Genomic DNA, 24860 nt, shown 5'->3' with positions numbered 1-24860 from the left:
GCCTTCCGGTGGGTCAGGCGCGGCTCAACGCGTCCAACTGGTCGTGGGCCGGACATCGGCCGCGTTCTGGGTAGCGCTCGGCGAAGTCGGAGACGGCCTGCCGCAGGGCAGGGGAGGCGCCGGGGCGCGCGAGGGCGCTCTCGGCGGCGGCGAAGCACGCGCGTGCCGCCTTGGCCAGTTCCGGGTCGGCCAGGCCGATCCGGGCGGCTCGGCGCCAGATGGCGTCCGAGGGCAGAGGATCACCGTCCGCGCTCAGCGGTTCGGTGGCGGCGTAGGCGGATTCGGCGGCGACCGGATCGTCCAACAGGGTCGCCGCGAGCACCGTCGGCACGATCCACTGCTCGCCGTCCTGCGCGTCGGTCATCCGCAGTTCCAGCCAGCCGCGCGGGCGGACCGGCGGGAAGAGGGTGCTGAGGTGGTAGTCCAGGTCGCCGACGGTGGGCCGCCGTACGCCGCGCGCACCGCGTACCCACTCGCGGAAAGTGAGCCCCGCAGGCGCGGTCCAGTCGCAGGAGGTGCCGGATCCGGTGCCGGATGCAGAGCTGTTGTTCGAGCCCTGAGCGGAGCTGTTGCCCGCGCCGCGATCGGACTCCTGCTCTGCGTTCTGGACGTTCTGGACGTCCTCCGCCCGGCCGTCCGGGCGGATGCACAGCAGCCTGGCGTCCAGGGCGTACCGCGCCCAGGCGTCACGTGGCTCGTCGGCATGGTGCGGCTGGCGGGTGCGGCCCGGGTCCATCAGGGCCCAGTTGGCCTGCCGGGTGGACACCCAGCCGGTCGGCCGGCCGTCCCGGAACGGCGAGTTCGCGAACGCGGCGACCATGACCGGGCCGATCCTGTGGGCCAGCGCCCAGCGCCTGCGGTAGCCGGTCACCCCCGCGCTCTCGTCGCCGCTGTCCAGGTTGACCTGCAGGGATGCCGTACGGCGCATCATCGTGCGGCCCCAGGGGCCCTCGCGGTCGAAGAAGCGCTCCATCGCCAGGTAGCGGGGATGGTCGACGACCCGGGGCGGCTCGCGATGGGGATCCATGCCGTGTCCGACGAGCACCAGTCCGGCTCGGTCGACGGCTTCCCTGAGGACGGCGAGGTCTTCGGCCATCGCCGTCACGCACCCCGCGAGCGTGGGTGCGGGTGGAGAGCTCAGCTCCACCTGGCCACCCGGTTCCCGGGTGAGCCTGCTGCCCCGGGGCAGAGCCCCTGGGGCTTCGACCGGAGCGAGTGCCGCGTCCAGCCGTTCGAGGGATATCAGTTCGCGGGGGTCGGAGCGGTCCTGGACGAGCCACTCCAGCTCCACGCCGGTCCGCGCGGGCGGTCCCGTCTTGAAGCACACCCCCCTGATGTGGGCTTCCGCCTCGTCCTCGGTGAGGTCTTCACCATGGTCGGCGCGATCGGTTGCCATCGGTCCACCTCCTCATTTCATCTGCCTGTTCTTCATCCGAAGCGAGGACATGTCACATGTTGCTGTCGAGAGTGTAGTTCGCCATGGTGCGCGATGGTCTTACGGAACGATGAACAGCTATACGGTCAAGCATTCGATATTGGCCCAGCATTCCCTCGATCGCGCCCTTCACTCTTACGAGTGAGTCATATATGAATAAACCAGGTGATCAGGATTATACGGGCGGTGATCGCTCGTAGCTCGTCGCAGGGCGATGCCCCGGCGGTGATCAACACCTGACCGGCTACCCTGCCGGTAGGGGCAATCGCAGGTCCCCGTCCCCGGACGGGCCTTGCGGCAACCGCCCCAGCAGCTGTAGCCGCCGTAGCCGCCCAAGCTCAGACCCCGCCAGATGCCAGACCAGCGACAGGAGTACCCCTCGTGACCGTCGTCGGGCCCTTCGGGCTGAGCGTGTGGGACGAGAACCTCGATGCCGACGTCCAGGCCGGTCTCGCAGCCGTGGAGGAAGGGCTGCTGGAGGCGACCAAGAGCGACGTCCCCTTCATCACGGACACGGCCCGACACCTGCTCCAGGCCGGCGGCAAGCGCTTCCGGCCACTCCTGGTGATGCTGGGGGCGCAGTTCGGCGACCCGCACGCGCCCGGTGTGGTGCCGGCCGCCGTCGTCGTGGAGCTCACCCACCTCGCCACCCTCTACCACGACGACGTCATGGACGAGGCCGACGTGCGCCGGGGGGTGCCCAGCGCCAACTCCCGCTGGGGCAACTCGGTCGCCGTCCTCACCGGCGACTTCCTCTTCTCGCGCGCCTCGCACATCCTCGCCGACCTCGGCCCCGAGGCCGTGCGGGTGCAGGCCGAGGCGTTCGAGCGACTGGTCACCGGCCAGATCATGGAGACCGTCGGCCCGCGCGACGGCCGCGACCCGCTCGACCACTACCTGGAGGTCATCGCGGGCAAGACCAGCTCGCTGATGGCGGTCTCCGGGCGGTTCGGGGCGATGATGTCCGGCGCCGACGAGTCGGTGGTGCACATCCTCACGCAGTACGGCGAGCGGATCGGCGCGGCCTTCCAACTCGCCGACGACGTCCTGGACATCGCGAGCGACAGCCACGAGTCCGGCAAGACGCCGGGCACGGACCTGCGCGAGGGCATCCCCACGCTGCCGGTCCTGCACGTCCGCCGCTGGCACGCCCAGGGGCGCGGGTCGGCGACCCCGGAGGACCGCCGGCTGAACGAACTCCTCGACGGCGACCTCACCGACGATCTGCTCCACGCGGAGGCGCTGGAGTTGCTGCGGGCCCACCCCGCGCTGGAGCAGGCGCGGCGCGACACGGTCCGCTACGCGGATGAGGCGCGGGCCGCGCTGGCGCCGCTGCCGGATCTTCCCGCGAAGGCTTCGCTGGCGGCGTTGTGCGACGCGGTGGTGCACCGGGCGGGGTGACGGTCCCTCCGGGGTGCCCCGTCCTGCTGGTTGGGGGACCACCTGCCGGTGGTGGGGTGCTCGCGCAGTTCCCCGCGCCCCCGGTGTGCGCGGCTCCTTTCGCGTAAAGAGCGTCACAAGCCACGGGCGCGGGGAACCCACCCACCGCTGGGTGGTCCCTCAACGGGCGTACAGGGGCAGCCTGGAGGGTCAGGGCACCCCAGGGACGTCATACCGGGGGTGTACGTGAGGGCGCGACCGCGGGGGGATGTGCGACCGCGGGGGATTTGGTCGGATGGGGGTGCCCCGCTGCACGGCGGACTGGGCGACAATGGCCCGGGTAGTGGGACGAGTGCGAGCAGGCCGCCGCTCACGACGGAGGTAGGACGCAATGGCACAGATCCAACCGCTCGGGCGACCCGAGCCGGAGCAGCCGGACGAGCCGCGCGGCAGCCGTGGCCGGAAGTTCGCGCGCTACACCGTGCCGGTCGCCGTCGCGGGCATCGCGGCGGCAACGATCACGCTCGTCCCGGCGCTCGCCGACGCGGGCGACCCCTCGCTCCCGAAGATCACCGCGCAGCAGCTGCTGACGAAGATCGCCGCCTCGGACACGCGGACCGTCGACGGCACCGTGAAGGTGAGCACCGACCTGGGCCTGCCCGACGCGCTCTCGGGGGGCGCGGCGGGCGGCCTGCTGTCGGGTACGGGCGGCCAGGCGGGCGGCGGCGACGCGTCCTCACCCGCGGCGCCGCAGCGCCAGCTCACCCAACTGCTGGCCGGCACCCACCAGTTGCACGTGTCCACGGACGGGCAGGACCGGCAGAAGGTCTCGATCATCGAGAAGGCCGCCGAGTACAGCGTCATCCACAACGGCAGCCAGCTGTGGGCGTACGACAGCGGGTCGAACCAGGTCTACCACTCGACGCTGCCCGCGCCCACCGCCGCCCGCTCCGAGCAGCAACTGCCCGAGGGCGTGCCGACCACTCCGCAGGAAGCCGCCGAGCGGGTGCTCGACGCGGCGCACGGCACCTCCTCGATCACGGTCGACGGCACCGCCCGGGTGGCCGGCCGCAGCGCGTACGAACTCGTGGTCACCCCCGAGCACGCGGACAGCACCACGGTCGGTCGGATCCGGATCGCGGTCGACTCCTCGACCGGCGTGCCGCTGAGGTTCACGGTCGTCCCGAAGGGCGGTGGCAAGGCGGTCTTCGACCTCGGCTTCACCCGGGTGAGTTTCGACAGGCCGGCCGCGAGCACCTTCGCGTTCACGCCGCCCAAGGGGGTGAAGGTCACCGAGGGCAGGACCCCCGAGGCGGGCTCCGGGGCCACCAAGGGCTCCACGGGCGACACCGCCGGCCAGCCGACCGTGCTCGGCACCGGCTGGAACTCCATCGCGGTGATCGACACCGGCGCCCTGACCTCCGCGGCGGGCAAGGCGAAGCAGGACGGCGGCACCGACCTCGGCCTGGACGGCAAGGCCGGTTCCCGTCACGGCGGCGGTGACCCGCAGTCGCTGCTCGACAGCTTCGGCACCAAGGTCAGCGGCTCCTTCGGCACCGGCACCGTCTTCCACACCCGCCTGGTGAACGCGCTGCTCACCGACGACGGCAAGCTCTACGTCGGCGCGGTCACCCAGTCCGCGCTGACCGCGGCTGCCGGGGGCGCGAAGTAGCGTGCGGGCACAGCCGGCCGGGGCGGAAGCGCGCGGCGAGGTCGTGATCGAGACCCGCGGCCTCGCCAAGAGATACCGCGGCACCCTCGCGGTCGACGGTCTGGACCTGCGGGTACCGCGCGGCAGCGTCTTCGGCTTCCTCGGGCCCAACGGCTCCGGCAAGACCACCACCATCCGGATGCTGATGGGGCTGATCGAGCCGACCGCGGGCACCGCCCGGGTGCTGGACCAGCCGATGCCGCGCTCGGCCCGCTCGGTGCTGCCCCGGGTCGGCGCGCTCATCGAGGGCCCGGCGCTGTACGGTTTCCTGTCCGGCCGCGACAACCTGGTGCGCTACGACGCGGCCGACCCCACCGCCGACCCGCGGACTCGGCGGGCCCGGGTCGGCGCAGCCCTGGACCGGGTGGGCCTCGGGGCCGCGGCCGGCAAGAAGGCCAAGCAGTACTCGCTCGGCATGAAGCAGCGCCTCGGCCTGGCCGCGGCGCTGCTCCAGCCGCGCGACCTGCTGGTGCTGGACGAGCCGACGAACGGCCTCGACCCGCAGGGCATGCGGGAGATCCGCGGGCTGGTCCGGGAGTTGGCCGCGGACGGCACCACGGTCTTCCTGTCGTCGCACCTGCTGGACGAGATCGAGCAGGTCTGCACGCATGCCGCGGTGATGGCCCGCGGCCGGCTGATCACGCAGGGTCCGGTCGCCGAACTGTCGGCGGGGACCCGCAGCCGGCTCGCCGTCACCACACCCGATCCGGCCGACGCGGTCCGGGTGCTGGCCGATCACGGCGTGACCGCACTGGCGGAGTCCGGGCAGCGCGTCACCGGAGAGTTGCCCGCCGATCCGCCCGACCTCGCGGAGCTCAACGCGGCTCTGGTGGCCGCCGGTGTCCGGGTGCGCGGGTTCGGCCTCGAACGCGGCACGCTCGAGGACGCGTTCGTGGCACTGACGGGGGAGGGTTTCGATGTCGCGGGCTGAGACGGCACCCGGCGGTGCGGGCGCCCGGCGGGAAGGCGCCGACCAGGGAGCGGCACCGGCGCGGGAACCGGTGGAGGCACAGGAACACGCGGAGGTACCGGAACAGGGCAGGGCGAGCGGCGGGGACCGGGAGCGGAGCGCCACCGCCGTACCGCGCGCACCGCGGCTGCTGTGGTCCCTCGGGCTCTTCCGCTCCGAACTGGTCACCGTCTTCCGGCGGTGGCGCACCCTGGCGCTGTTCGCGGTGCTGGCGGGCGTCCCCGTGCTGGTCGGCATCGCGGTCCGGATCGAGACCCGCGACGGCAGCTCGATCGGCGGCGGCCAGAACGGCGACGGCGGGCCGGCGTTCATCCAGCAGGTCAGCAACAACGGCCTGTTCCTGGTGTTCACCGCGCTGGCCGCCACCCTGCCGTTCTTCCTGCCGATGGCGATCGGCGTCGTCGCGGGCGACGCGATCGCGGGCGAGGCGAGCGCCGGCACCCTGCGCTACCTCCTGGTCGCCCCGGCCGGGCGGTCCCGCCTGCTGCTGGCGAAGTACGCCTCGGTGCTGGCCTTCTGCCTCGCGGCGACCCTCGTCGTCGCCGTGTCCGGCCTGATCGTCGGCTTCGCGCTCTTTCCCGTCGGCAGCGTCACGACGCTGTCCGGCACCACCCTGCCGCTCTCCACGGGCATGCTCCGGGCCCTGCTGATCGCCGTCCTGGTGGCCGGGTCGCTGGTGGGCATCGCGGCCCTCGGGCTGTTCGTGTCCACCCTGACCGACAGCGGGGTCGGTGCGATGGCGGCCACCGTCGGGCTGCTCATCACCGTGCAGATCGTCGACAGCATCCCCCAGCTCCACGCGGTGCAGCCCTACCTCTTCCCGCACTACTGGCTGAGCTTCGCCGACGTCCTGCGCGACCCCGTCCCCTGGGACGCCATCGGGAAGAACCTGGGTCTCCAGGCGCTCTACGCGGCGGTCTTCGGCTCGGCCGCCTGGGCCCGGTTCACCTCGCGCGACGTCACGGCGTGACGAGCGCCTGCCCTCAGCCCTCGACCGGCTCGTGGTCGGGGGACTGGCCGGCGGGGGGCAGTGGAGGCGCCGACGCCGCCGCCCGCCGCGCCGCGGCCAGGTCGAGCCGGCCGCGGCGCGCGGTGCGCAGAGCGTCCCCGGTAAGGACGCCGAGCGCGGCCCAGACCAGGAAGAACCCGGCCCAGCGGTCCGCCGGCATCGTCTCGTGGAAGTGCAGCACCCCGATCAGGAACTGGAAGACGGGGGTGAGGTACTGCATCAGGCCGATCGTCGACAGCGGCAGCCGGGTGGCGGCCATCCCGAAGAGGATCAGCGGTATCGCGGTGACCAGGCCGCAGGTGGCGAGCAGGCCGGCGTGCCCGGCGCCGTGCCCGGTGAAGGTCGACCGGCCCCGGGCGCCCAGCACCAGCAGGAAGACCAGCGCGGGCACGAACTGCACGCCGGCCTCGGCGGCGAGCGACTCGAGCCCGTTCATCGCGAGCTTCTTCTTGATCAGCCCGTAGCCGCCGAAGGAGAACGCGAGGGTCAGCGCGATCCACGGCAGCCGCCCGTACCCGACGGTCAGGACGACCACCGCGACGCAGCCGATGCCGACCGCCGCCCACTGCACCGGCCGCAGGCGTTCGTGCAGCACCAGCACGCCCAGCGCGATGGTGACCAGCGGGTTGATGAAGTAGCCGAGCGAACCCTCCACCACGTGATCGGAGTTGACCGCCCAGATGTAGACGCCCCAGTTGATCGTCACCGCGGTCGCGGCGGCCGCCACCAGGGCCAGCCGCTTCGGCTGCCGGACCAGCACGGTGACCCATGCCCAGCGGCGCAGCACCAGCAGGATCAGCGCGGCCACCACCAGCGACCACACCATGCGGTGGGCCAGGATCTCCAGTGCCCCGGCCGGCTCCAGCAGCGGCCAGAACAGCGGGAACAGGCCCCACAGTCCGTAGGCCGCGAACCCGTAGCCCAGCCCTGCCCGCTGCTCGCCCATGATCGCCCCTCCTGCTGTCCACCGCAGTGAGAAGGTAGCGGGCGGCGGTTCGGCCTGTCATGGCCATATCGCACTGTGGTCATGACAGGCCCGGCCGGGAGCGAGCGGGACAGGGTCGGGGGAGGGGTCAGCCCTTGAGCGCGGCGGCCACCGAGTCCGGCATCGGGGTCGTCGGACGGCCGATCAGCCGGGACAGCTCCCCGCTGGTGCCGGCGAGCAGGCCGCGCCCGATCCCGCGGTCGACGTCGACCAGGATCTCGGCGAACGCCGCCGGGATGCCCGCGCCGACCAGGATCTCCAGGTGCCGCTCGGACGGGACGTTCTGGTACGCGATCTCCCGGCCGGTCGCCTCCGAGACCGCCGCCGCGTACTCCGCGAAGCTCCACGCGGTGTCGCCGCTCAGCTCGTACGCCTTGTTCTCGTGGCCCTCGCCGGTGAGCACCACCGCCGCCGCGGCGGCGTAGTCCGCCCGCGCCGCCGAGGCCACCCGGCCGTCGCCCGCGCTGGCCACCACGGCGCCGTGCTCCAGCACCGGGGCGAGATTGCCGGTGTACACCTCGGTGTACCAGCCGTTGCGCAGCAGGGTGTACGGCAGGTCCGCGGCGAAGATCTGCCGCTCCGTGACCTTGTGCTCCTCGGCCAGTGCCATGTCGGCCCCCTGGCCGCCCAGAATGCTGGTGTAGGCGAGCAGGCCGACCCGCGCCTCGCGTGCGGCGTCGATCACGGCGGCGTGCTGCGGCAGCCGCTTGCCGGGCTCGTTGCCCGACACGAACAGCACGCGCTCGCCGGCCCGGAACGCCCCCTTCAGGCTCTCCGGCCGGTCGTAGTCCGCGATCCGCAGCTCCACGCCCTTGGCGGCCAGGTCGGCGGCCTTGCCCTCGTCGCGTACGACCGCGGCGATCTCCCCCGCCCCCACCCCGCGCTCCAGCAGATCCGCGATGACGAGCCGGCCCAGGTGCCCGGTGGCTCCGGTGACGACGATACTCATGGTATTGCTCCCGTTCTGCGGTGTTCTGCCCGCCGGTTCGGCTTCCTCGTCACCGTAACGCGAACACTAACCCTGGGAAAGTACCCACCTTGAAGTACGGTACATCCATGAAGGTAAGTGAAGAGCGCAGGAGGGGCTGCCCGGAGCGGACCATCCTCGAACACGTCACCAGCACCTGGGGTGTCCTCGTCCTCACCGAACTGTCCGCGGCGGGGACGCTGCGCTTCAGCGAGTTGCGCCGCAGGGTGGGCGGGGTCAGCGAGAAGATGCTCGCGCAGACGTTGCGGGTGCTGGAGCGGGACGGGTTCATACGGCGCCGGGCCCGCCCGGTGATTCCGCCGCACGTCGACTACGACCTCACGCCCTTGGGGGTGCAGGCGGCGGAGAAGGTGTGCGCTCTCGCCGAGTGGACGGAGCGGAACGTGGGGGCCGTGCTGGCCGCGCAGGTCGCGTACGACACGGCGCCCTGACCCGCCGGGCTGCCCCGGACCCGCCGGGGTGCCCCGTCCTGTTGCTACGGGACCTTGCGGTCCGGCGGTGGTTGCTCGCGCAGTTCCCCGCGCCCCTGGTGTGTGCGCCTCCCTCCGTGAAAGGAGGGCAACCACCAAGGGGCGAGGAACTGCGCGAGCAACCCACCACCGGCAGGTGGTCCCTCGACCGGACAGGACGGGGCAGCCGGGTGGGTCAGCCGACGACCGTCCACGTGTCGTTGCCGGCGAGGAGCTTCGCGAGGTCGCCCTGGCCCTGGCGGGTGACCGCGCTCTCCAGCTGCTCGGCCATGTCTGTCTCGTAGACAGGACGGGCGACGTCGCGGAAGACGCCCATCGGGGTGGCCGCGCCCGCGCCGAAAGCGGTCCCGTCGGTGAGGCGGGAGAGGGCGAAGGCGTGGGTGGGGGAGGGGGAGTGCGCGTCGTGGACGAGGAGGTCCGCCTCGTTCTCCGGGGTGACGTCCACGACCGCGAGGTCGCCGGTGCGGGGGTCGCGGACGACGCCGCGGGCGGCTCCCTCCGGGCCGAAGCGGATCGGCGCGCCGTGCTCCAGCCGGATCAGGGCGCTCTCGGCGGTGCTCTTGTCCTTGAGGACGTCGAACGCCCCGTCGTTGAAGATGTTGCAGTTCTGGTAGATCTCGACGAGCGCGGTGCCCTCGTGGGCCGCCGCGGCGCGCAGCACCGACTGGAGGTGCTTGCGGTCGGAGTCGATGGTGCGGGCGACGAAGGAGGCCTCCGCGCCGATCGCCAGCGACAGCGGGTTGAAGGGCGCGTCCAGGGAGCCCATCGGCGTGGACTTGGTGATCTTCCCGACCTCGGAGGTCGGGGAGTACTGGCCCTTGGTGAGGCCGTAGATCCGGTTGTTGAAGAGCAGGATCTTGAGGTTCACGTTGCGCCGCAGCGCGTGGATGAGGTGGTTGCCGCCGATGGACAGCGCGTCGCCGTCGCCGGTGACCACCCACACGCTCAGGTCCCGGCGGGAGGCGGCCAGGCCGGTGGCGATGGCCGGGGCGCGGCCGTGGATGGAGTGCATCCCGTAGGTGTTCATGTAGTACGGGAAGCGGGAGGAGCAGCCGATCCCGGAGACGAAGACGACGTTCTCCCGGGCCAGGCCGAGCTCCGGCATGAAGGACTGGACGGCGGCGAGGATCGCGTAGTCACCGCAGCCGGGGCACCAGCGCACCTCCTGATCCGACTTGAAGTCCTTCATGCTCTGCACGCCGACGGCCTTGGGCACCAGGGACAGTGCCGTCGAGGAGGCAAGGGGGGAGGCAACCGCCTCAGACATCCGCGTTCTCCTTAGCGATCGCCTGCGCCAACTGCTCGGCCTTGAACGGCAGCCCGGTCACCTGGGTGTACGACCGGGCGTCGACGAGGTACTTCGCCCGGATCAGGTGGGCGAGCTGGCCGAGGTTCATCTCCGGCACCAGCACCTTGTCGTATCCGGCGAGGACGGAGCCGAGGTTGGCGGGGAAGGGGTTGAGGTGGCGCAGGTGGGCCTGCGCCACCAGGCCGCCTTCACGGCGGATCCGGCGCACCGCGGCCGTGATCGGCCCGTACGTCGAGCCCCAGCCGAGCACCAGGGTGCGGGCGGCGCCGCTGGGGTCGTCGACCTCGATGTCGGGCACCGTGATGCCGTCGATCTTCGCCTGGCGGGTGCGGACCATGAAGTCGTGGTTGGCCGGGTCGTAGGAGATGTTCCCGGTGCCGTCCTGCTTCTCGATGCCGCCGATGCGGTGCTCCAGGCCCGGCGTGCCGGGGACGGCCCAGGGGCGGGCCAGCGTCTCGGGGTCGCGCAGGTAGGGCCAGAACGTCTCGGTGCCGTCGGCCGCGGTGTGGTTCGGGCCGGAGGCGAACTCGACGTGCAGGTCCGGGAGTTCGTCGACGTCCGGGACGCGCCACGGTTCGGAGCCGTTGGCGAGGTAGCCGTCGGACAGCAGCATCACCGGGGTGCGGTAGGCGACCGCGATCCTGGCCGCCTCCAGTGCCGCGGTGAAGCACTCCGCCGGGGTGGCCGGGGCCACGATCGGCACCGGTGCCTCGCCGTTGCGCCCGTACATCGCCTGGAGCAGGTCGGCCTGCTCGGTCTTGGTCGGCATGCCGGTCGACGGGCCGCCGCGCTGGATGTCGACGACCAGCAGGGGCAGCTCAAGCGACACCGCCAGCCCGATGGTCTCGGACTTCAGCGCCACGCCCGGCCCGGAGGTGGTGGTGACCGCCAGCGAGCCGCCGAACGCGGCGCCCAGCGCCGCCCCGATCGCGGCGATCTCGTCCTCGGCCTGGAAGGTCCGCACGCCGAAGTTCTTGTGCCGGCTCAGCTCGTGCAGGATGTCCGAGGCCGGGGTGATCGGGTAGGAGCCGAGGAACAGCGGCAGCCCGCTGCGGCTGGAGGACGCGATCAGGCCGTAGGCGAGCGCGAGGTTCCCGGAGATGTTGCGGTAGGTGCCGGCCGGGAAGGCGCTGGTGGCGGGCGCGACCTCGTAGGAGACCGCGAAGTCCTCGGTGGTCTCGCCGAAGTTCCAGCCCGCGCGGAAGGCCGCGACGTTGGCCTCGGCGATGTCCGGCTTCTTCGCGAACTTCTTCCGCAGGAAGGACTCGGTGCCCTCGGTCGGGCGGTGGTACATCCAGGACAGCAGGCCGAGCGCGAACATGTTCTTCGCCCGCTCGGCGTCCTTGCGGGCCAGACCGCTGTCCTTGAGCGCTTCCAGGGTCAGCGTGGTCAGCGGCACCGGGTGCACCGCGTACGCCTCCAGGGAGCCGTCCTCCAGCGGGTTGGCGCCGTAGCCGACCTTGGCCATCGCGCGCTTGGTGAACTCGTCGGTGTTGACGATGATCTCCCCGCCGCGCGGCACGTCGGCCAGGTTGGCCTTCAGGGCGGCCGGGTTCATGGCCACCAGCACGTCGGGCGCGTCACCGGGGGTGAGGATGTCGTGGTCGGCGAAGTGCAGCTGGAAAGAGGAGACCCCCGGCAGGGTCCCTGCGGGCGCCCGGATCTCGGCCGGGAAGTTCGGCAGCGTGGACAGGTCGTTCCCGAATGACGCGGTCTCGGAGGTGAAGCGATCGCCGGTGAGCTGCATCCCGTCGCCCGAGTCACCGGCGAACCGGATGATGACCCGATCGAGTCGACGCGTCTGCTTACCGCTGGTGCGTTGCTCCCCGAGCGCCCCGACCGGGGCGCCGAGAGAGGGCGCGGGGCCCTCGTGTTCCTCGTTGATGGGGCTGCTGACCTGGCTGGTCACTGAACGGACCTCCTTCGAGGCGGCACGGCTCACCGGTCATGGTACGTCGGTAAGGGTCGCCTTCCCGGTACGTCCCGGCATCTCGGAGCCGGGCGGGGGGTCGCGCGGGCCACCACCCGTCCGGCTCTCTTGTGAGACAGCGTGTCAGCAATTCACGAGTTCAGGTAGGTCAGCACCGCCAGCACCCTGCGGTGATCGCCCTGGCTCGGCGCGAGGCCGAGCTTCAGGAAGATGTTGCTCACGTGCTTCTCCACGGCGCCGTCGCTCACCACGAGCTGCTTGGCCACCGCCGAGTTCGTCCGGCCCTCGGCCATCAGGCCCAGCACCTCGCGCTCGCGCGGGGTCAGCCCGGCCAGGACGTCCTGCTTCCGGCTGCGGCCCAGCAGCTGCGCCACCACCTCCGGGTCCAGCGCGGTACCGCCCTCGGCGACCCGGACCACGGCGTCCACGAACTCGCGGACCTCGGCGACCCGGTCCTTGAGCAGGTAGCCCACCCCGCGGCTGCTGCCGGCCAGCAGCTCCGTCGCGTACTGCTCCTCGACGTACTGCGACAGCACCAGCACCCCGACGCCGGGGTGGTCCCTGCGCAATTGCACGGCCGCGCGCACTCCCTCGTCGGTGTGCGTCGGGGGCATCCGCACGTCCGCCACGACCACGTCGGGGGGCGCCCCCTGGTCGGCCAGTGCACGTACCGCCTTGATCAGTTCCTCGGCGTCGCCGACCCCCGCGACCACGTCGTGGCCCCGGTCGGTGAGCAGCCGGGTGAGTCCCTCCCTGAGCAGTACCGAATCCTCGGCGATGACGACCCGCACCCTGTCCTCCACGGTCTCCAGCTTCCCCCGTCCGAACCGACTCCCCCAGCATCCCAGCATCAGTGCCCCGATGAGGAATACGGTGCGGGGTGGGCAAGGTTGCGCCCGGCGATCAGTGGCGGCCGCCCTGCGGGCGGACCCCAGGAGAGGAGAACGTGTGCGCGCGGTCGGCTTCGACGTCATCGGCGGTCCTGAGGTGCTGAAACCAGTGGAGCTGCCGGCTCCCGTGCCAGGCCCCGGCCACGTACTGATCCGGGTCGCGTACGCGGGAGTGAACTACGGCGAGGTGCAGCACCGGCTCGGCGACTTCGGGGCGCCGGACGGCACCGCCGTGCCCGGGCTCGAGGTGTCCGGCGAGGTGGCCGGCGTCGGACCGGGCGTCACCGGCCTCGCGGCCGGCGACCCGGTCGCCGCCTACCTCCCCGACGGCGGCGGCTACGCCGAGTACGCCCTGGCCCCGGCCGACTTCGCCTTCCCGCTCGACGGGCTATCGCTGCGCGACGGCGGCGGCGCCGGCCTCACCCTCACCACCGCCTACGGGGTGCTGGCCGGCGCGGCCCGGCTCACCGCGGGCGACACCGTGCTGATCCACGCCGCCGCCGGCGGGGTCGGCTCGGCCGCCGCCCAGATCGCCCGCGCGCTGGGCGCCGCCGCCGTCTACGGCACGGTCGGCTCGCCCGCCAAGGCCGAGTACGCCAAGCGCTTCGGCTACGACGCCCTCCACCAGCGCGACGAATTCGCCGATGCGGTCCCGGAGGTCGACGTCGTGCTCGACCCGATCGGCGGCCCGACCCGACTGGCCTCCCTCCCGCTGCTCGCCCCCTTCGGCCGCCTCGCCCTCTACGGCGAGGCCGCCCGCCACCCCGACCTCACCCTCCCGCTCCTGCCGCTGTGGAAGAACAACCGCTCGCTGACCGGCTACAACATCGGTGACCTCGCCCGCCGGGCCCCCGCCACGGTCCGCGCGCACGCCCTGTCCGCCCTCTCGCTGCTCGCCTCCGGCGCGATCCGCCAGGACGTCTCCGCGGTCCTCCCGCTCGCCGACGCCGCCCAGGCCCATGACGCCTTGGCGGCGGGGCGCAGCACCGGCAAGGTCCTGCTGCGGGTGGCGTAGCCTCGGCGTCGTGCGGCCCCCGTGGCGTAGCCTCGGCGGTCGTGCGGCCCCGCGTCGTGGCGGGGCGGGCGCACCGGACGACGAGCGAACCGGGGGTCGGCGCGATGGAACTGGTCACGGAGCGGCTGCGCTTGAGGATGTGGCGGGACGAGGACCTGGAGGCGCTGGTCGCCCTCGATTCCGACCCGGAGGTGATGCGGTTCATCCGCGACGGGTCGACCCGCGACCGGGCGCAGGTGACCGCGAGCTTCGCGCTGCTGCGGCAGAACTGGGCCGACCGCGGCTACGGCCTGTTCGCCACCGAGCTCGTCGGCAGTGGCGAACTGGTCGGCTGGGTCGGCATCACGGTGCCGAACTTCCTGCCGGAGATCCTGCCCGCGGTGGAGATCGGCTGGCGGCTGGGCCGCGCGCACTGGGGACACGGCTACGCCACCGAGGCGGCGCGCGCGGTGATGGCTTTCGGCTTCGACGAGGTACGGCTGGACCGGATCGTGAGCATCTGCCACCCGGACAACCACGCGTCCCGGCACGTGATGACCAAGCTGGGCATGGCCTTCGACCGCCGCACCACCGTGCCCGCGCACGGCGGGGCGGTCGACGTCACGGCGATCACGCGGCAGGAGTACGCGGCGGCCCGCGGCGACGCGGGTCAGCGGCGGACGGCCTCGACGCGGGGCGGCGGCACCTCGCGGCGGCCCGCAGCCGCTACCCGTCCGCCGGCAGATCGATGCTGAAGACGACGCGGTCGAGGCCGGGGCCGTCGTAGTCGGGCTGGACCGAGGGCGGGGCCTCGGGGGCGCCGGGGAGTTCGGTGAAGCCGATCCGGGTGTGGAACGCGCGGGACGCGGAGTTGCTCGGGCTGGTGATGGCGAGCACGCGGTGCCGTCCCTCGCCCCGGGCGAGGGCGAAGAAGCGCCGGTAGAGGGCGGTGGCGATACCGCGGCCGTGCAGGGCGGGGTCGACGCCGGCGAAGTGGATGTAGGCGACCTCGGGCTGGTCCTGGGAGAAGAATCCGATCAGGAACGCCGCGAGGTCACCGCTGGGGCGCTCCGCGAGCCGGCTGGTGCCGGTGAAGTGCTGGAAGTACAACCGCGGCAGCAGCAGCGCCCGTTCCCGGGACCCGGTCTCCCCGCCCAGCCCTCCCCACCACTGGTCGAGTACGGCGAGCACCCGTGCGTGGTCGTCGACACGCGGGGAACGCAGGGCCAGCCCGGCGGGGAAGTCGTTGGTCATCCGTCCAGCTTCCCAGCAAGTCCCGCGCGGCGACATGGAGGGACGCGTGGGATCGGTGTGATTCCGGGGGCGACGGCGCTCAGGCCGCCCACGCGCGCCTCCGCAGCGCCGCCCCCACGCAACTCCGCAGCGCCGCCCGCACCCGGCACGGCAGCGCCGCTCACACCCGCCACGGCAGCTCGGCGGCGATCCGGGTCGGGCCGCCCATCGGCGAGTCCACCACCAGGACCCCGTCCACGGAGTCGAGGCGCTCGGACAGCCCGGCCAGGCCCGAGCCCGCGTCGACCGCCGCGCCCCCGCGCCCGTTGTCGTAGACGTGCAGCATGAGACGGTCCCCGGTCTGCCAGACGTCGACGGCAGCACGCGAGGCGCCGCTGTGCTTGCTGACGTTCTGCAGGAGTTCGGAGACGGTGAAGTAGGCGATGCCCTCGATCGCCGGCACCGGGCGGGCCGGCAGGTCCACGGTGACGGAGACCGGGACGGTGCAGCGCGCCGCGACCGCCGAGAGCGACGGGCCCAGGCCGCGGTCGGTGAGGATCGCCGGGTGGATGCCGCGGGCGAGGTCGCGCAGCTCCTGGAGGGCGACCTTCACCTCGCCGTGCGCCTCCTCCACCATCGCGGCACCCACCGCCGGGTCCTCCAGCAGCTTCTCCTTGGCCATCCCCAGGTCCATGGCGAGCGCCACCAGCCGCGCCTGCGCGCCGTCGTGCAGGTCCCGCTCGATCCGGCGCAGGTCCGCCGCCGCGGTGTCCACCACCGCGCCGCGGTCCGACTCCAGCTCGGTGACGCGGTCGGCCAGCGTGGACGGGCCCAGCAGCCCGCTGACGAGCATCCGGTCGATGTGCGCCATGCCCCGCACCACCCACGGCAGCAGCAGGACCATCGTCACCCCGACCGTCACGCACAGCAGCATGTCCAGGGGCGTGTGCAGCCACCAGCCGTGCTGGCCGTTGAGGCCGTTGCCGTTCCCGTAGATCTGGATGCCCTGCTGGTTGAAGTAGACCGGGAAGATCCACCGCCACAGCGGGTAGGTCAGCAGCCCCCAGCCGTAGCTGAAGAAGGTGAGGGACACGCAGAAGGTGAAGACGCCCCAGGGCAGGTGCAGCAGGCAGTAGATCGCGTGCCGCCAGTTGACCCCGCTGCCGAGCTGGCCGCCCAGCCACGGGAAGAACCCGCGCGACTTGGTGCGCACCGGGCCGGGCTCCTCGACGTCCAGCCACAGCAGGGAGCGGGCCCGGGCGCGCTCGGCGTAGCCGATCGCCCGGCAGCCGCCGAGGGCCAGCACCAGGACCGGCAGCCCGATGAAGGTGATCAGCAGCCCGGCGCCCAGCGACAGCATCGTCACCGTCCACACGAACCCGACGATGCCCATCGGGAGGTTCAGCAGGAGGTAGGCCAGCTCCCGCCAGGTGCGCGCCTCGAGGGGCGCGCGCAGCGCGGTGGGCAGCCGGTGCTCGCGCCGGGCTGCCTGGATGCCGTACGCCATGGTCGGGACCGTCCTTTCGGTACTGCTGGTCGTACCAACAGACTGGACGAACGGGGGGCGGGGGCCCATGGTGCGGATCGGCGTCTTGGGGGTGGGGATTTCCCTACCCCCGCCGGCGGCACTATCCCGGGTCCCGCCCGGCGACCCGGCTCAGCGGGTCGCGCCCTGCCGGCGGAACTCCCGGTCCCGCCAAGGCAGTTCGGCCGTCACCACGGTCGGCCCGCCCACCGGCGAGGCCACCACGAACAGCCCGTCGACGGAGTCCAGCCGCTCCGCGAGCCCGGCCAGCCCGGACCCGCCGGAGACGTCCGCGCCGCCCTGCCCGTCGTCGCGCACCTGGATCATCAGCCGGTCCTCCGAGCGCCACACGTCCACCGAGGCCGTACGGGCCCGGCTGTGCTTGCTGACGTTCTGGAGGAGCTCGGAGACGGTGAAGTAGGCGATGCCCTCGATCGCCTCGGCGGGCCGCGCCACCAGATCCACCGTGACCGCGACCGGGACGGTGCAGCGGGTCGCGACCGAGGACAGCGCGGCGTCCAGGCCGCGGTCGGTGAGGATCGCCGGGTGGATGCCGCGGGCGAGGTCGCGCAGCTCCTGGAGGGCGACCTTCACCTCGCCGTGCGCCTCGCCGACCATCTTCGCCGCGGCCTCGGGGTCCTCCAGCAGCTTCTCCTTGGCCAGGCCCAGGCCCATCGCCAGGGCGACCAGCCGGGCCTGCGCGCCGTCGTGCAGGTCGCGCTCGATCCGCCGGAGGTCGGCCGCCGCGGTGTCGAAGACCACCCCGCGGTCGGACTCCAGCTCCGCGATCCGCCGCTCCAGCTCGTCGGACGGCTGCAGCAGCCCGCGCACCAGCGCCCGGTCCACCGCCGACATCCCCCGGGCCAGGAACGGCAGCACCGGCCACAGCACGAACAGCGAGGTCAGCGTCACCGTGAAGGTGACGATGCCCCACGGCAGCCGGATCGCGAGGTAGAGCGCGTGCCGCCAGGCGACCGGGTCCTTCAGGGTCGCCCACAGCCAGGGCAGGAACCCGCCCAGCGTCTCGCGCCGCAACGGCCGCGGCTCGTCCACGTGCAGCCCGAGCAGCGCGCGGGCCCGCCTCCGCTCCACCTTGCCCAGCAGACGGCATCCCACCAGGCCGAACGCCAGCAGCGGCAACCCGATCACCGTCACCGACAGGCCGGCGCCCAGCGTGAGGGTGGTCACCACGTAGATGAAGCCGACCAGGGCCATGGGGAAGTTCAGCAGGAGGTTCGCGATCTCCTTCCACGTCACGGCGTCGAAGGCGAACCGGGGACGGGGCAGCGGCTCGGACGAGGACGTGGCGGGACCGTGCGGGGTGGGCGAGGTGTCCATGGGCCAAGCCTGCCGTCCCGGCGGGGGCTCGCGCCATGGGGTGCACGCTCCGGCGCGTGGTGGGGTTATCCCCCCTGTCCCCGCCGGCGCCCGCTGTCCCCCGAAAGAGGTCGTCCGGTGTCCGCCGGGGCTTTCGCCGTGGCTCGTCCGGGTCCGCCCCGGGTCGGCCCCCGGGCTCGTCCGGGTCCCGTGCGGCCCATCCATGGACGGCTGCGTCCCGTCGTGAAGCCAGGGCCTAGACTCCCTCCGTATAAATCGTCTAAAGATCCTTCGGATCGCTGGACACCGCTGGTCAACGAGTGAACGAGGGGCGGACGGACGTGGACTACTTCCACGGCTACTCGGTCGTCGGGCTGGTCGCTGTCGTCGGCGTGCTCTTCGTGACGGTCTCGTTCACGGCCGGGCGGCTGCTGCGGCCGGACGTGCCGACGCAGGAGAAGCTGCTCACCTACGAGTGCGGCGTCGACCCGGTCGGCGAGGACTGGGCGCACACCCAGATCCGCTACTACGTGTACGCGTTCCTCTACGTGATCTTCGCGGTGGACGCGATCTTCCTCTTCCCCTGGGCGACGGTCTTCGCCGCGCACGGCTTCGGCGGCACCACGCTGGTCGAGATGTTCGTGTTCCTCGGCTTCCTCGCGATCGGACTGCTCTACGCGTGGAAGAAGGGCGTACTCGAATGGACGTGACCCTGCCCGAGCCCCGCCGGCTCGGCCCGCTGGCCCGGCTCGCCCCCGAGCCGATGAAGGTCGTGCTCAACTGGGGCCGCCGCTACAGCCTGTGGGTGTTCAACTTCGGGCTGGCCTGCTGCGCGATCGAGTTCATCGCCGCGTCCATGGCCCGGCACGACTTCATCCGGCTCGGCGTGATCCCGTTCGCGCCCGGCCCACGCCAGGCCGACCTGATGGTGGTGTCCGGCACCGTCACCGACAAGATGGCGCCGGCGGTGAAGCGGCTCTACGAGCAGATGCCCGAGCCGAAGTACGTCATCTCCTTCGGCGCCTGCTCCAACTGCGGCGGCCCGTACTGGGACTCCTACTCCGTGACGAAGGGCGTGGACCAGGTCATCCCGGTCGACGTCTACGTGCCCGGCTGCCCGCCCCGCCCCGAGGCGCTGCTCCAGGGCATCCTCAAGCTCCAGGAGAAGATCGCCCGGGAGACGCTCAGCGAGCGGTACGGTTCCGCACGGCCGTCGGCCGCCGCGCTGACCAGCGGCCTCGTCACCCCGCCGCCCCCGCCCGGGGGCGAGCCGCCCGCGGGCGGACCGGAGGCGGGGGAGCGGTGAGCGGGTTCGAGCGGCTGCCCGAGGGGGCGGCCGAGGTCTTCGGCGAGGGCGCCACCGCCGAGGAGGCGTACGGCCTGCTGACCGTCGACGTACCGCCCGACGGGTGGGTGGCGGCCCTGACCACGGCCCGCGACGTGCTCGGCTGCACCTTCTTCGACTGGCTCAGCGCCGTGGACGAACCCGGCACCGGCTTCCAGGTGTGCGCCCACGTCGTACGGCTCGACGGCGGCGTCGGGCGGCTGCTGGTGCGGACCACCGTGCCGCACGAGGCCGCCGAACTCGCCACCGCCACCGGCGTGTACGGCGGCGCCGACTGGCACGAGCGCGAGACGCACGAGATGTTCGGCATCGCCTTCACCGGGCACCCGGGGATGGCCCCGCTGCTGCTGCCCGACGAGTTCGAGGGCCACCCGCTGCGCAAGGACTTCGTGCTGGCCGCGCGGGTGGTCAAGGCGTGGCCGGGCGCGAAAGAGCCGGGCGAGTCGCACGACGGCGGCCCGAAGCGGCGCCAGATGCAGCCGCCCGGGGTGCCGGACCCGAACGACTGGGGCCCGATGAAGGGCCAGCTCCCGCCGGCCCCGGCCCGCCCGGCGCGCCGCGCGGGCGCGGGTGGGGGCGCCGGTGCGGCCGGTGCGGGGGAGCGGCCGGCCCGCCGGACCCGCGGCGCGAGCGAGGGCTCGGCGAGCCAGACCCCGCCGCGCCGGGCCGCCGCGCCGGACGCGCCCTGGCAGAAACCGGCCCGGCCGCCGGCCGCTCCGGCACCGGAGGAGCAGCCGCCCGCGGAGCAGCCGCCCGCCCCTGACGAACCGCCCACCGACGACGAAGGAGGCCGTACCCCGTGAACGACACGCTCCACGTCGTCCTGCGGCTGGTCGCCGTCCTCGTCGCGTTCCTGGTCCTCCCGCTGCTGGTCGGGCAGACCGAGCACAAGGTGATGGCGCACATGCAGGGCCGGCTCGGTCCGATGTACGCCGGCGGCTTCCACGGCTGGGCCCAACTCGTTGCCGACGGAGTGAAGTTCGCGCAGAAGGAGGACGTGGTCCCGGCCGACGCGGACCGCCGCATCTTCCAGCTCGCGCCCGCCGTCGCCCTGCTGCCCTACCTGCTGGTGCTGATCGTCATCCCGGTCGGGCCGCACGGCTTCGTCGGGGAGGCGGTCGACGCCGGGCTGTTCTTCGTGCTGGCCGTGATGGGTGTCGGCGTGCTCGGCTCGCTGATGGCCGGGTGGGCGTCGGCGAACAAGTTCTCGCTGCTCGGCGGCCTGCGCACGGCGGCCCAGCTGATGGCGTACGAACTGCCGATGCTGCTCGCCGCGGCGTCGGTGGCGATGGCCGCGGGCACCCTGTCGCTGCCGGGCATCGTCGAGTCGTACCACTGGTGGTGGACGCTGTGGCAGCTCATGGGCGGCCTGGTGTTCTTCACCGCGGGGCTGGCCGAGTTGCAGCGGCCGCCGTTCGACATGCCGGTGGCCGACTCGGAGATCATCTTCGGCGCGTACACCGAGTACACCGGGCTGCGCTTCGCGCTGTTCCTGCTCGCCGAGTACGCCGGGATCGTCGTGCTGTGCGGGCTGACCACGGTGCTCTTCCTCGGCGGCTGGCACGGGCCGTGGGCGGGCAGCGTCGGCTGGCTGTGGACGCTGCTGAAGACCGCGGTGCTCGCCTTCATCGTGATCTGGCTGCGGGTGAGCTACCCGCGGCTGCGCGAGGACCAGTTGATGAAGTTCGCCTGGACCGTGCTGATCCCGATCTCCCTCGTCCAGATCGCCCTGACCGGCGTCGTCAAGGTGGTGACCTCGTAAGCCATGCCTCTTCCCGGCTCCGGTCTGGCCAAGGGCCTGGCCGTCACGCTGCGGACGATGACCAGGAAGTCCGTCACCGCCCGCTATCCCGACACGCAACCCGAACTGCCGCCCCGCAGCCGCGGGGTGATCGCGCTGTTCGAGGAGAACTGCACGGTGTGCATGCTGTGCGCCCGTGAGTGCCCCGACTGGTGCATCTACATCGACTCGCACAAGGAGACGTCGCCGCCGGCCGCGCCCGGCGGGCGCGAGCGCAGCCGCAACGTGCTGGACCGCTTCGCCATCGACTTCGCGCTGTGCATGTACTGCGGCATCTGCATCGAGGTGTGCCCGTTCGACGCGCTGTTCTGGTCACCGGAGTTCGAGTACGCGGAGACCGACATCCTCGACCTGACCCACGAGCGCGACAAGCTGCGCGACTGGATGTGGACGGTGCCGGCGCCGCCCCCGCTCGACCCGGCGGCGGAGGAGCCGAAGGAGATCGCTGCGGCCCGCAAGGCGGCGGAGAAGCAGGCCGCCCAGGCCCAGGCCCAGGCCGAGGCCGAGAAGCAGGCCCGCCCCGGCGATGCCGAGGGCGGGACCGGGGAGGGCGAGGCGTGATCCACTCCGCCACCCACCACCCGGGATTCCTGTCGCCCACCGGCGTCGAGATCACCTTCCTGCTGGTCGGCCTCGCCACCCTGGGCGCGGCCGTCGTCACCGTCACCACCCGGCAACTCGTGCACGCCGCGCTGTGGCTGGTGGTCGCCCTCGGCGGCATCGCCGTCGAGTACCTGCTGCTGACCGCCGAGTTCATCGCCTGGGTGCAGGTACTGATCTACGTCGGCTCGGTCGTCGTCCTGCTGCTGTTCGGCCTGATGCTCACCAAGGCGCCGATCGGCCACTCGCCGGACGCCGACTCCGAGAACCGCTGGGTCGCCCTCGCGGTGGCCCTCGCCGCCGCGGGCACCCTGGTGTGGGTGGTCGCCGACGCCTTCCGCAGCACCTGGATCGACGTCCACCACGGCACCGGCCAGAGCGCCACCAAGGTCACCGGCAGCAGCCTCTTCCGCTTCTGGGTGCTGCCGTTCGAGGCGCTGTCGGTGCTGCTGCTCGCCGCCCTGGTCGGGGCGATCGTGCTGTCCCGACGGAGGGCCGACGTCCTTCCCCCGGCCCCCGACGGCTCCACCGCCCCCCACGGCAAGGACCGCTGATGCATCTCGTCTACCCCGCCGTCCTCGCCTCCCTGCTGTTCTGCGTCGGCCTGTACGGGGTACTGGCCCGGCGCAACGCGATCCTCGTCCTGATGTCGGTCGAGCTGATGCTCAACGCCGTCAACCTCAACCTCGTGGCGTTCGACACCTGGCTGCACGACCGCCTGCACTCCGGGCAGGCACTCACCCTCTTCACCATCACCATCGCCGCCGCGGAGATCGGGATCGGCCTGGCGATCGTGCTGCTGGTCCACCGCAACCGCGGCACCGCCGACATCGACCGGCTCACCGGCCTGGCCGACCCCGGGCAGCCCCTCGCGCTGCCCGGACCACCGGAACCGGGTGCCGCCTCCGGCCACGACGAGAAGGCAGAGGCCACCGCGTGACCCTGACCGCCCTTGCCGCGCTCGTCCCCGCACTGCCCTTCCTGGGCGCGGCCGCCGGACTCCTGCTCGGCCGGCGCGCACCCGGCTTCGTCCGCCCGCTGGCCGTGCTGCCCACCGCGACCTCCTTCGTGCTCGCCGCGATCGTCGCCGCCCGGCAGGGCACCGGCCGGCCCACCGACGCCGTCCACCGGCTGACCGTCACCGGCTCGGTGCCGATCGACCTCTCGCTGCACCTGGACGGCTTCTCCGTCCTGATCGCGGTGCTCGTCGGCCTGGTCGCCACCTGCGTGCAGATCTACTCCGTCTCCTACCTGCGCGACGACCCGCGCTACCCGTCGTACGCGGCCGTGGTCTCGCTGTTCACCGCCGCCATGTTCCTGGTCGTCTACTCCGGCGACCTCATGGTGCTGCTGGTCGGCTGGGAGGTCATGGGCATCTGCTCGTACTTCCTGGTCGGGCACTACTGGGAGACCGAGGCCGCCCGCTCGGCGTCGATCAAGGCGTTCCTGGTCACGAAGCTCGGCGACGTCCCGTTCCTGATCGGCGTGTTCGCGCTCGGCGCGGACGCGGGCACCTTCCGGATCAGCGGCATCCTGAAGGCCACCGCGGAGGGGCGGCTGCACCACCCGACGGTGATCGCGCTGCTGCTGCTCGCCGGGGTGGCCGGCAAGTCCGCGCAGTTCCCGCTGCACACCTGGCTGCCCGACGCGATGGCCGGTCCGACCCCGGTGTCCGCGCTGATCCACGCCGCCACCATGGTGGCCGCCGGCATCTACCTGGTGGCCAGGCTGCTGCCGGTGTTCACCGCCTCGGCCGCCGCCCTCGCCGTGCTGGCCGCGATGTCCGCGGTCACGATGGTCGGCTCCGGCCTGGCCGCGCTCGCCCAGGACGACATCAAACGCGTGCTCGCCTACTCCACGATCGGCCAGCTCGGCTACATGGCCGGCGCGCTCGCCGTCGGCAACCGCGACGCGGCCGTCTTCCACCTCCTCTCGCACGGCGCCTTCAAGGGGCTGCTCTTCCTGGGCGCGGGCGTGGTCATCCACGCGGCCGGCACCAACTCGCTGACCGCGATGTCCCGCACCGGCGCGCTGCGCAAGCGGGTGCCGGACGCGATGTGGACCATGGGCCTCGCGCTGGCCGCGCTGGCCGCCCTGCCGCCGCTGTCCGGCTTCTTCTCCAAGGAGTCGGTGCTGCGCGCCGCCGAGCACGCCTCCGCCGGGGACACCGCGCACGTGCCGTCGGCCGTCGGCTGGACCGTACTGGTGGCCGGACTGGTCACCGCCGTCCTCACCGGTGCCTACGCCACCCGGCTCTTCCTGCTCGCCTTCCTCGGCAACGGCCCGGACGCGCCCGACCACGGCAGGCAGCCCGTGACGATGACCGCCGTGCTGTGGGTGCTCGCGATCCCCACCCTCGCCTTCGGCGGGCTGACCTACCGCAAGCTGCCCGACTGGTTCGGCGGCGGCGGACCGCTCGGCCCGACCCTGGTCACCTCCGTCCTCGGCACCGGACTCGCCCTGGTGGGCGTGCTGGTCACCTACGGGGCCTGGAAGGCGGTCGCCGCCACCCGCCGGGCGGTGCCGATCGGCGCGGTCGTCGCCGAGCCGCCCACCGAGGGCAGCGCCCTGGCCGACCACCTCGACGCCGACTCCGAGCCGGCGCTGATCGAGGCCGAGGCCGAGGACCGCCACAAGGAGGTCTACGGGGACGTGGCCACCGCCCACGACCCCGGCGACCCGGGCCGGCTGCTGCTCGGCCCGCTGCACTCCGCCGCTGCCCACGGCTTCCGCCTCGACGCGGCCTACACGGCGCTGTTCGTCCGGCCGGTGCTGGCCGCCGCCTCGCTGGTCCGCTTCCTGGACCGGGACGTGGTGGAGACCTGGGTACGCGGCGCCGCGGGCGCCCCGAACCTGCTCGGCGCGGCCGTCCGCAAGGCCCAGACCGGAAACGTCCAGACCTACCTCAGCGCGCTGCTGGCCGGTGCGGTCGTCCTCGCCGTCCTCGTCGCCGTCGGAGGCTGAGCCC

24 protein-coding genes are annotated in these 24860 nt (G+C 72.6%); 15 read left to right on the top strand and 9 right to left on the bottom strand.

Going from position 1 to position 24860, the window contains the following annotated elements:
• Nucleotides 1–13: 13 nt before the first annotated feature.
• On the bottom strand, nt 14–1396 hold the full coding sequence (gene egtA, locus C4U44_RS18905; protein WP_103887005.1) for an ergothioneine biosynthesis glutamate--cysteine ligase EgtA: 1383 nt from the start codon (nt 1394–1396) through the stop codon (nt 14–16).
• A 420-nt stretch (nt 1397–1816) separates the two neighbouring features.
• On the opposite strand from egtA, the gene C4U44_RS18900 reads away from it, so the two are divergent.
• The 4 genes from C4U44_RS18900 to C4U44_RS18885 all read left to right on the top strand — a co-directional run bounded on the left by C4U44_RS18900 (nt 1817) and on the right by C4U44_RS18885 (nt 6466).
• Nucleotides 1817–2836 (top strand): polyprenyl synthetase family protein, encoded by a 1020-nt coding sequence (locus tag C4U44_RS18900; protein ID WP_103887004.1) that lies wholly within the window; start codon nt 1817–1819, stop codon nt 2834–2836.
• Between the two features lie 370 nt (nt 2837–3206).
• Nucleotides 3207–4487, top strand: coding sequence for a LolA family protein (locus C4U44_RS18895; RefSeq protein WP_103887003.1), 1281 nt, complete (start codon nt 3207–3209; stop codon nt 4485–4487).
• A 1-nt stretch (nt 4488) separates the two neighbouring features.
• The gene (locus C4U44_RS18890; RefSeq protein ID WP_103887002.1) at nt 4489–5457 is read left to right on the top strand and encodes an ABC transporter ATP-binding protein; all 969 of its coding nucleotides are present in this window, start codon (nt 4489–4491) and stop codon (nt 5455–5457) included.
• Nucleotides 5444–6466, top strand: a complete 1023-nt coding sequence (locus C4U44_RS18885) for an ABC transporter permease (protein WP_103887001.1) — start codon at nt 5444–5446, stop codon at nt 6464–6466. Before C4U44_RS18890 ends, C4U44_RS18885 begins: the two co-directional genes overlap by 14 nt.
• 13 nt (nt 6467–6479) lie before the next feature.
• Here C4U44_RS18885 and rarD read toward each other — a convergent pair whose 3' ends face one another.
• Nucleotides 6480–7451, bottom strand: coding sequence for an EamA family transporter RarD (gene rarD, locus C4U44_RS18880; RefSeq protein ID WP_103887000.1), 972 nt, complete (start codon nt 7449–7451; stop codon nt 6480–6482).
• A 127-nt stretch (nt 7452–7578) separates the two neighbouring features.
• Nucleotides 7579–8439: an SDR family oxidoreductase gene (locus C4U44_RS18875; protein WP_103886999.1), complete on the bottom strand. Its 861-nt coding sequence runs from the start codon at nt 8437–8439 to the stop codon at nt 7579–7581.
• 107 nt (nt 8440–8546) lie between these two features.
• On the opposite strand from C4U44_RS18875, the gene C4U44_RS18870 reads away from it, so the two are divergent.
• Nucleotides 8547–8909, top strand: coding sequence for a winged helix-turn-helix transcriptional regulator (locus C4U44_RS18870; protein ID WP_103886998.1), 363 nt, complete (start codon nt 8547–8549; stop codon nt 8907–8909).
• A gap of 214 nt (nt 8910–9123) precedes the next feature.
• Here C4U44_RS18870 and C4U44_RS18865 read toward each other — a convergent pair whose 3' ends face one another.
• From C4U44_RS18865 to C4U44_RS18855, 3 genes are all read right to left on the bottom strand, one after another.
• A complete protein-coding gene (locus C4U44_RS18865) occupies nt 9124–10215 on the bottom strand; it encodes a 2-oxoacid:ferredoxin oxidoreductase subunit beta (RefSeq protein WP_103886997.1) in 1092 nt (363 codons plus the stop codon).
• Nucleotides 10208–12166 (bottom strand): 2-oxoacid:acceptor oxidoreductase subunit alpha, encoded by a 1959-nt coding sequence (locus C4U44_RS18860; protein ID WP_103886996.1) that lies wholly within the window; start codon nt 12164–12166, stop codon nt 10208–10210. The genes C4U44_RS18865 and C4U44_RS18860 overlap by 8 nt, the downstream gene beginning before the upstream one ends.
• Nucleotides 12167–12318: 152 nt before the next feature.
• A complete protein-coding gene (locus tag C4U44_RS18855) occupies nt 12319–12978 on the bottom strand; it encodes a response regulator transcription factor (protein WP_103887112.1) in 660 nt (219 codons plus the stop codon).
• A gap of 157 nt (nt 12979–13135) precedes the next feature.
• Between C4U44_RS18855 and C4U44_RS18850 the strand changes: the two genes are divergently transcribed.
• A complete protein-coding gene (locus tag C4U44_RS18850) occupies nt 13136–14092 on the top strand; it encodes a quinone oxidoreductase family protein (protein WP_103886995.1) in 957 nt (318 codons plus the stop codon).
• 41 nt (nt 14093–14133) lie between these two features.
• Nucleotides 14134–14826, top strand: coding sequence for a GNAT family N-acetyltransferase (locus C4U44_RS18845; protein ID WP_235032176.1), 693 nt, complete (start codon nt 14134–14136; stop codon nt 14824–14826).
• On the opposite strand, the gene C4U44_RS18840 is transcribed toward C4U44_RS18845, so the two are convergent.
• From C4U44_RS18840 to C4U44_RS18830, 3 genes are all read right to left on the bottom strand, one after another.
• Nucleotides 14798–15325 (bottom strand): GNAT family N-acetyltransferase, encoded by a 528-nt coding sequence (locus C4U44_RS18840; protein ID WP_103886993.1) that lies wholly within the window; start codon nt 15323–15325, stop codon nt 14798–14800. The genes C4U44_RS18845 and C4U44_RS18840 overlap by 29 nt on opposite strands.
• A gap of 160 nt (nt 15326–15485) precedes the next feature.
• Nucleotides 15486–16811, bottom strand: a complete 1326-nt coding sequence (locus C4U44_RS18835) for a sensor histidine kinase (protein ID WP_103886992.1) — start codon at nt 16809–16811, stop codon at nt 15486–15488.
• Nucleotides 16812–16961: 150 nt separating this feature from the next.
• On the bottom strand, nt 16962–18167 hold the full coding sequence (locus tag C4U44_RS18830) for a sensor histidine kinase (RefSeq protein WP_103886991.1): 1206 nt from the start codon (nt 18165–18167) through the stop codon (nt 16962–16964).
• Nucleotides 18168–18466: 299 nt separating this feature from the next.
• On the opposite strand from C4U44_RS18830, the gene C4U44_RS18825 reads away from it, so the two are divergent.
• The 8 genes from C4U44_RS18825 to C4U44_RS18790 are packed head-to-tail and all read left to right on the top strand — an operon-like array spanning nt 18467 to nt 24856.
• On the top strand, nt 18467–18856 hold the full coding sequence (locus C4U44_RS18825; RefSeq protein WP_235032175.1) for an NADH-quinone oxidoreductase subunit A: 390 nt from the start codon (nt 18467–18469) through the stop codon (nt 18854–18856).
• Nucleotides 18847–19452 (top strand): NADH-quinone oxidoreductase subunit B, encoded by a 606-nt coding sequence (locus C4U44_RS18820; RefSeq protein WP_103886989.1) that lies wholly within the window; start codon nt 18847–18849, stop codon nt 19450–19452. The genes C4U44_RS18825 and C4U44_RS18820 overlap by 10 nt, the downstream gene beginning before the upstream one ends.
• Nucleotides 19449–20294 (top strand): NADH-quinone oxidoreductase subunit C, encoded by an 846-nt coding sequence (locus C4U44_RS18815; protein WP_103886988.1) that lies wholly within the window; start codon nt 19449–19451, stop codon nt 20292–20294. The genes C4U44_RS18820 and C4U44_RS18815 overlap by 4 nt, the downstream gene beginning before the upstream one ends.
• Nucleotides 20291–21253, top strand: a complete 963-nt coding sequence (gene nuoH / locus C4U44_RS18810; protein ID WP_103886987.1) for an NADH-quinone oxidoreductase subunit NuoH — start codon at nt 20291–20293, stop codon at nt 21251–21253. Before C4U44_RS18815 ends, nuoH begins: the two co-directional genes overlap by 4 nt.
• 3 nt (nt 21254–21256) lie before the next feature.
• Nucleotides 21257–21853: a NuoI/complex I 23 kDa subunit family protein gene (locus C4U44_RS18805; protein WP_103886986.1), complete on the top strand. Its 597-nt coding sequence runs from the start codon at nt 21257–21259 to the stop codon at nt 21851–21853.
• The gene (locus C4U44_RS18800; RefSeq protein WP_103887111.1) at nt 21853–22446 is read left to right on the top strand and encodes an NADH-quinone oxidoreductase subunit J family protein; all 594 of its coding nucleotides are present in this window, start codon (nt 21853–21855) and stop codon (nt 22444–22446) included. The genes C4U44_RS18805 and C4U44_RS18800 overlap by 1 nt, the downstream gene beginning before the upstream one ends.
• Nucleotides 22446–22832 (top strand): NADH-quinone oxidoreductase subunit NuoK, encoded by a 387-nt coding sequence (gene nuoK / locus C4U44_RS18795; RefSeq protein ID WP_103886985.1) that lies wholly within the window; start codon nt 22446–22448, stop codon nt 22830–22832. The genes C4U44_RS18800 and nuoK overlap by 1 nt, the downstream gene beginning before the upstream one ends.
• Complete coding sequence (locus tag C4U44_RS18790; protein ID WP_103886984.1) at nt 22829–24856, top strand: NADH-quinone oxidoreductase subunit 5 family protein; 2028 nt, start codon at nt 22829–22831, stop codon at nt 24854–24856. The genes nuoK and C4U44_RS18790 overlap by 4 nt, the downstream gene beginning before the upstream one ends.
• The last annotated feature ends 4 nt before the right edge of the window (nt 24857–24860 follow it).

Source organism: Actinacidiphila yanglinensis, assembly GCF_900107965.1.
GTDB lineage: Bacteria > Actinomycetota > Actinomycetes > Streptomycetales > Streptomycetaceae > Actinacidiphila > Actinacidiphila yanglinensis.
Note: the sequence above shows the minus strand (reverse complement) of the source record. Positions and strands in the feature narration are given on the sequence as shown.

What these genes read in the sequence shown, in the direction of transcription:
- C4U44_RS18885 (WP_103887001.1), top strand. Translation starts at nt 5,444, where the DNA reads ATGTCGCGGGCTGAGACGGCACCCGGCGGTGCGGGCGCCCGGCGGGAA.
- C4U44_RS18865 (WP_103886997.1), bottom strand. Translation starts at nt 10,215, where the DNA reads ATGTCTGAGGCGGTTGCCTCCCCCCTTGCCTCCTCGACGGCACTGTCC.
- nuoK (WP_103886985.1), top strand. Translation starts at nt 22,446, where the DNA reads ATGCATCTCGTCTACCCCGCCGTCCTCGCCTCCCTGCTGTTCTGCGTC.
- C4U44_RS18820 (WP_103886989.1), top strand. Translation starts at nt 18,847, where the DNA reads ATGGACGTGACCCTGCCCGAGCCCCGCCGGCTCGGCCCGCTGGCCCGG.
- rarD (WP_103887000.1), bottom strand. Translation starts at nt 7,451, where the DNA reads ATGGGCGAGCAGCGGGCAGGGCTGGGCTACGGGTTCGCGGCCTACGGA.
- C4U44_RS18835 (WP_103886992.1), bottom strand. Translation starts at nt 16,811, where the DNA reads ATGGCGTACGGCATCCAGGCAGCCCGGCGCGAGCACCGGCTGCCCACC.
- C4U44_RS18830 (WP_103886991.1), bottom strand. Translation starts at nt 18,167, where the DNA reads ATGGACACCTCGCCCACCCCGCACGGTCCCGCCACGTCCTCGTCCGAG.
- C4U44_RS18895 (WP_103887003.1), top strand. Translation starts at nt 3,207, where the DNA reads ATGGCACAGATCCAACCGCTCGGGCGACCCGAGCCGGAGCAGCCGGAC.
- egtA (WP_103887005.1), bottom strand. Translation starts at nt 1,396, where the DNA reads ATGGCAACCGATCGCGCCGACCATGGTGAAGACCTCACCGAGGACGAG.
- C4U44_RS18870 (WP_103886998.1), top strand. Translation starts at nt 8,547, where the DNA reads ATGAAGGTAAGTGAAGAGCGCAGGAGGGGCTGCCCGGAGCGGACCATC.
- C4U44_RS18805 (WP_103886986.1), top strand. Translation starts at nt 21,257, where the DNA reads ATGCCTCTTCCCGGCTCCGGTCTGGCCAAGGGCCTGGCCGTCACGCTG.
- C4U44_RS18875 (WP_103886999.1), bottom strand. Translation starts at nt 8,439, where the DNA reads ATGAGTATCGTCGTCACCGGAGCCACCGGGCACCTGGGCCGGCTCGTC.
- C4U44_RS18840 (WP_103886993.1), bottom strand. Translation starts at nt 15,325, where the DNA reads ATGACCAACGACTTCCCCGCCGGGCTGGCCCTGCGTTCCCCGCGTGTC.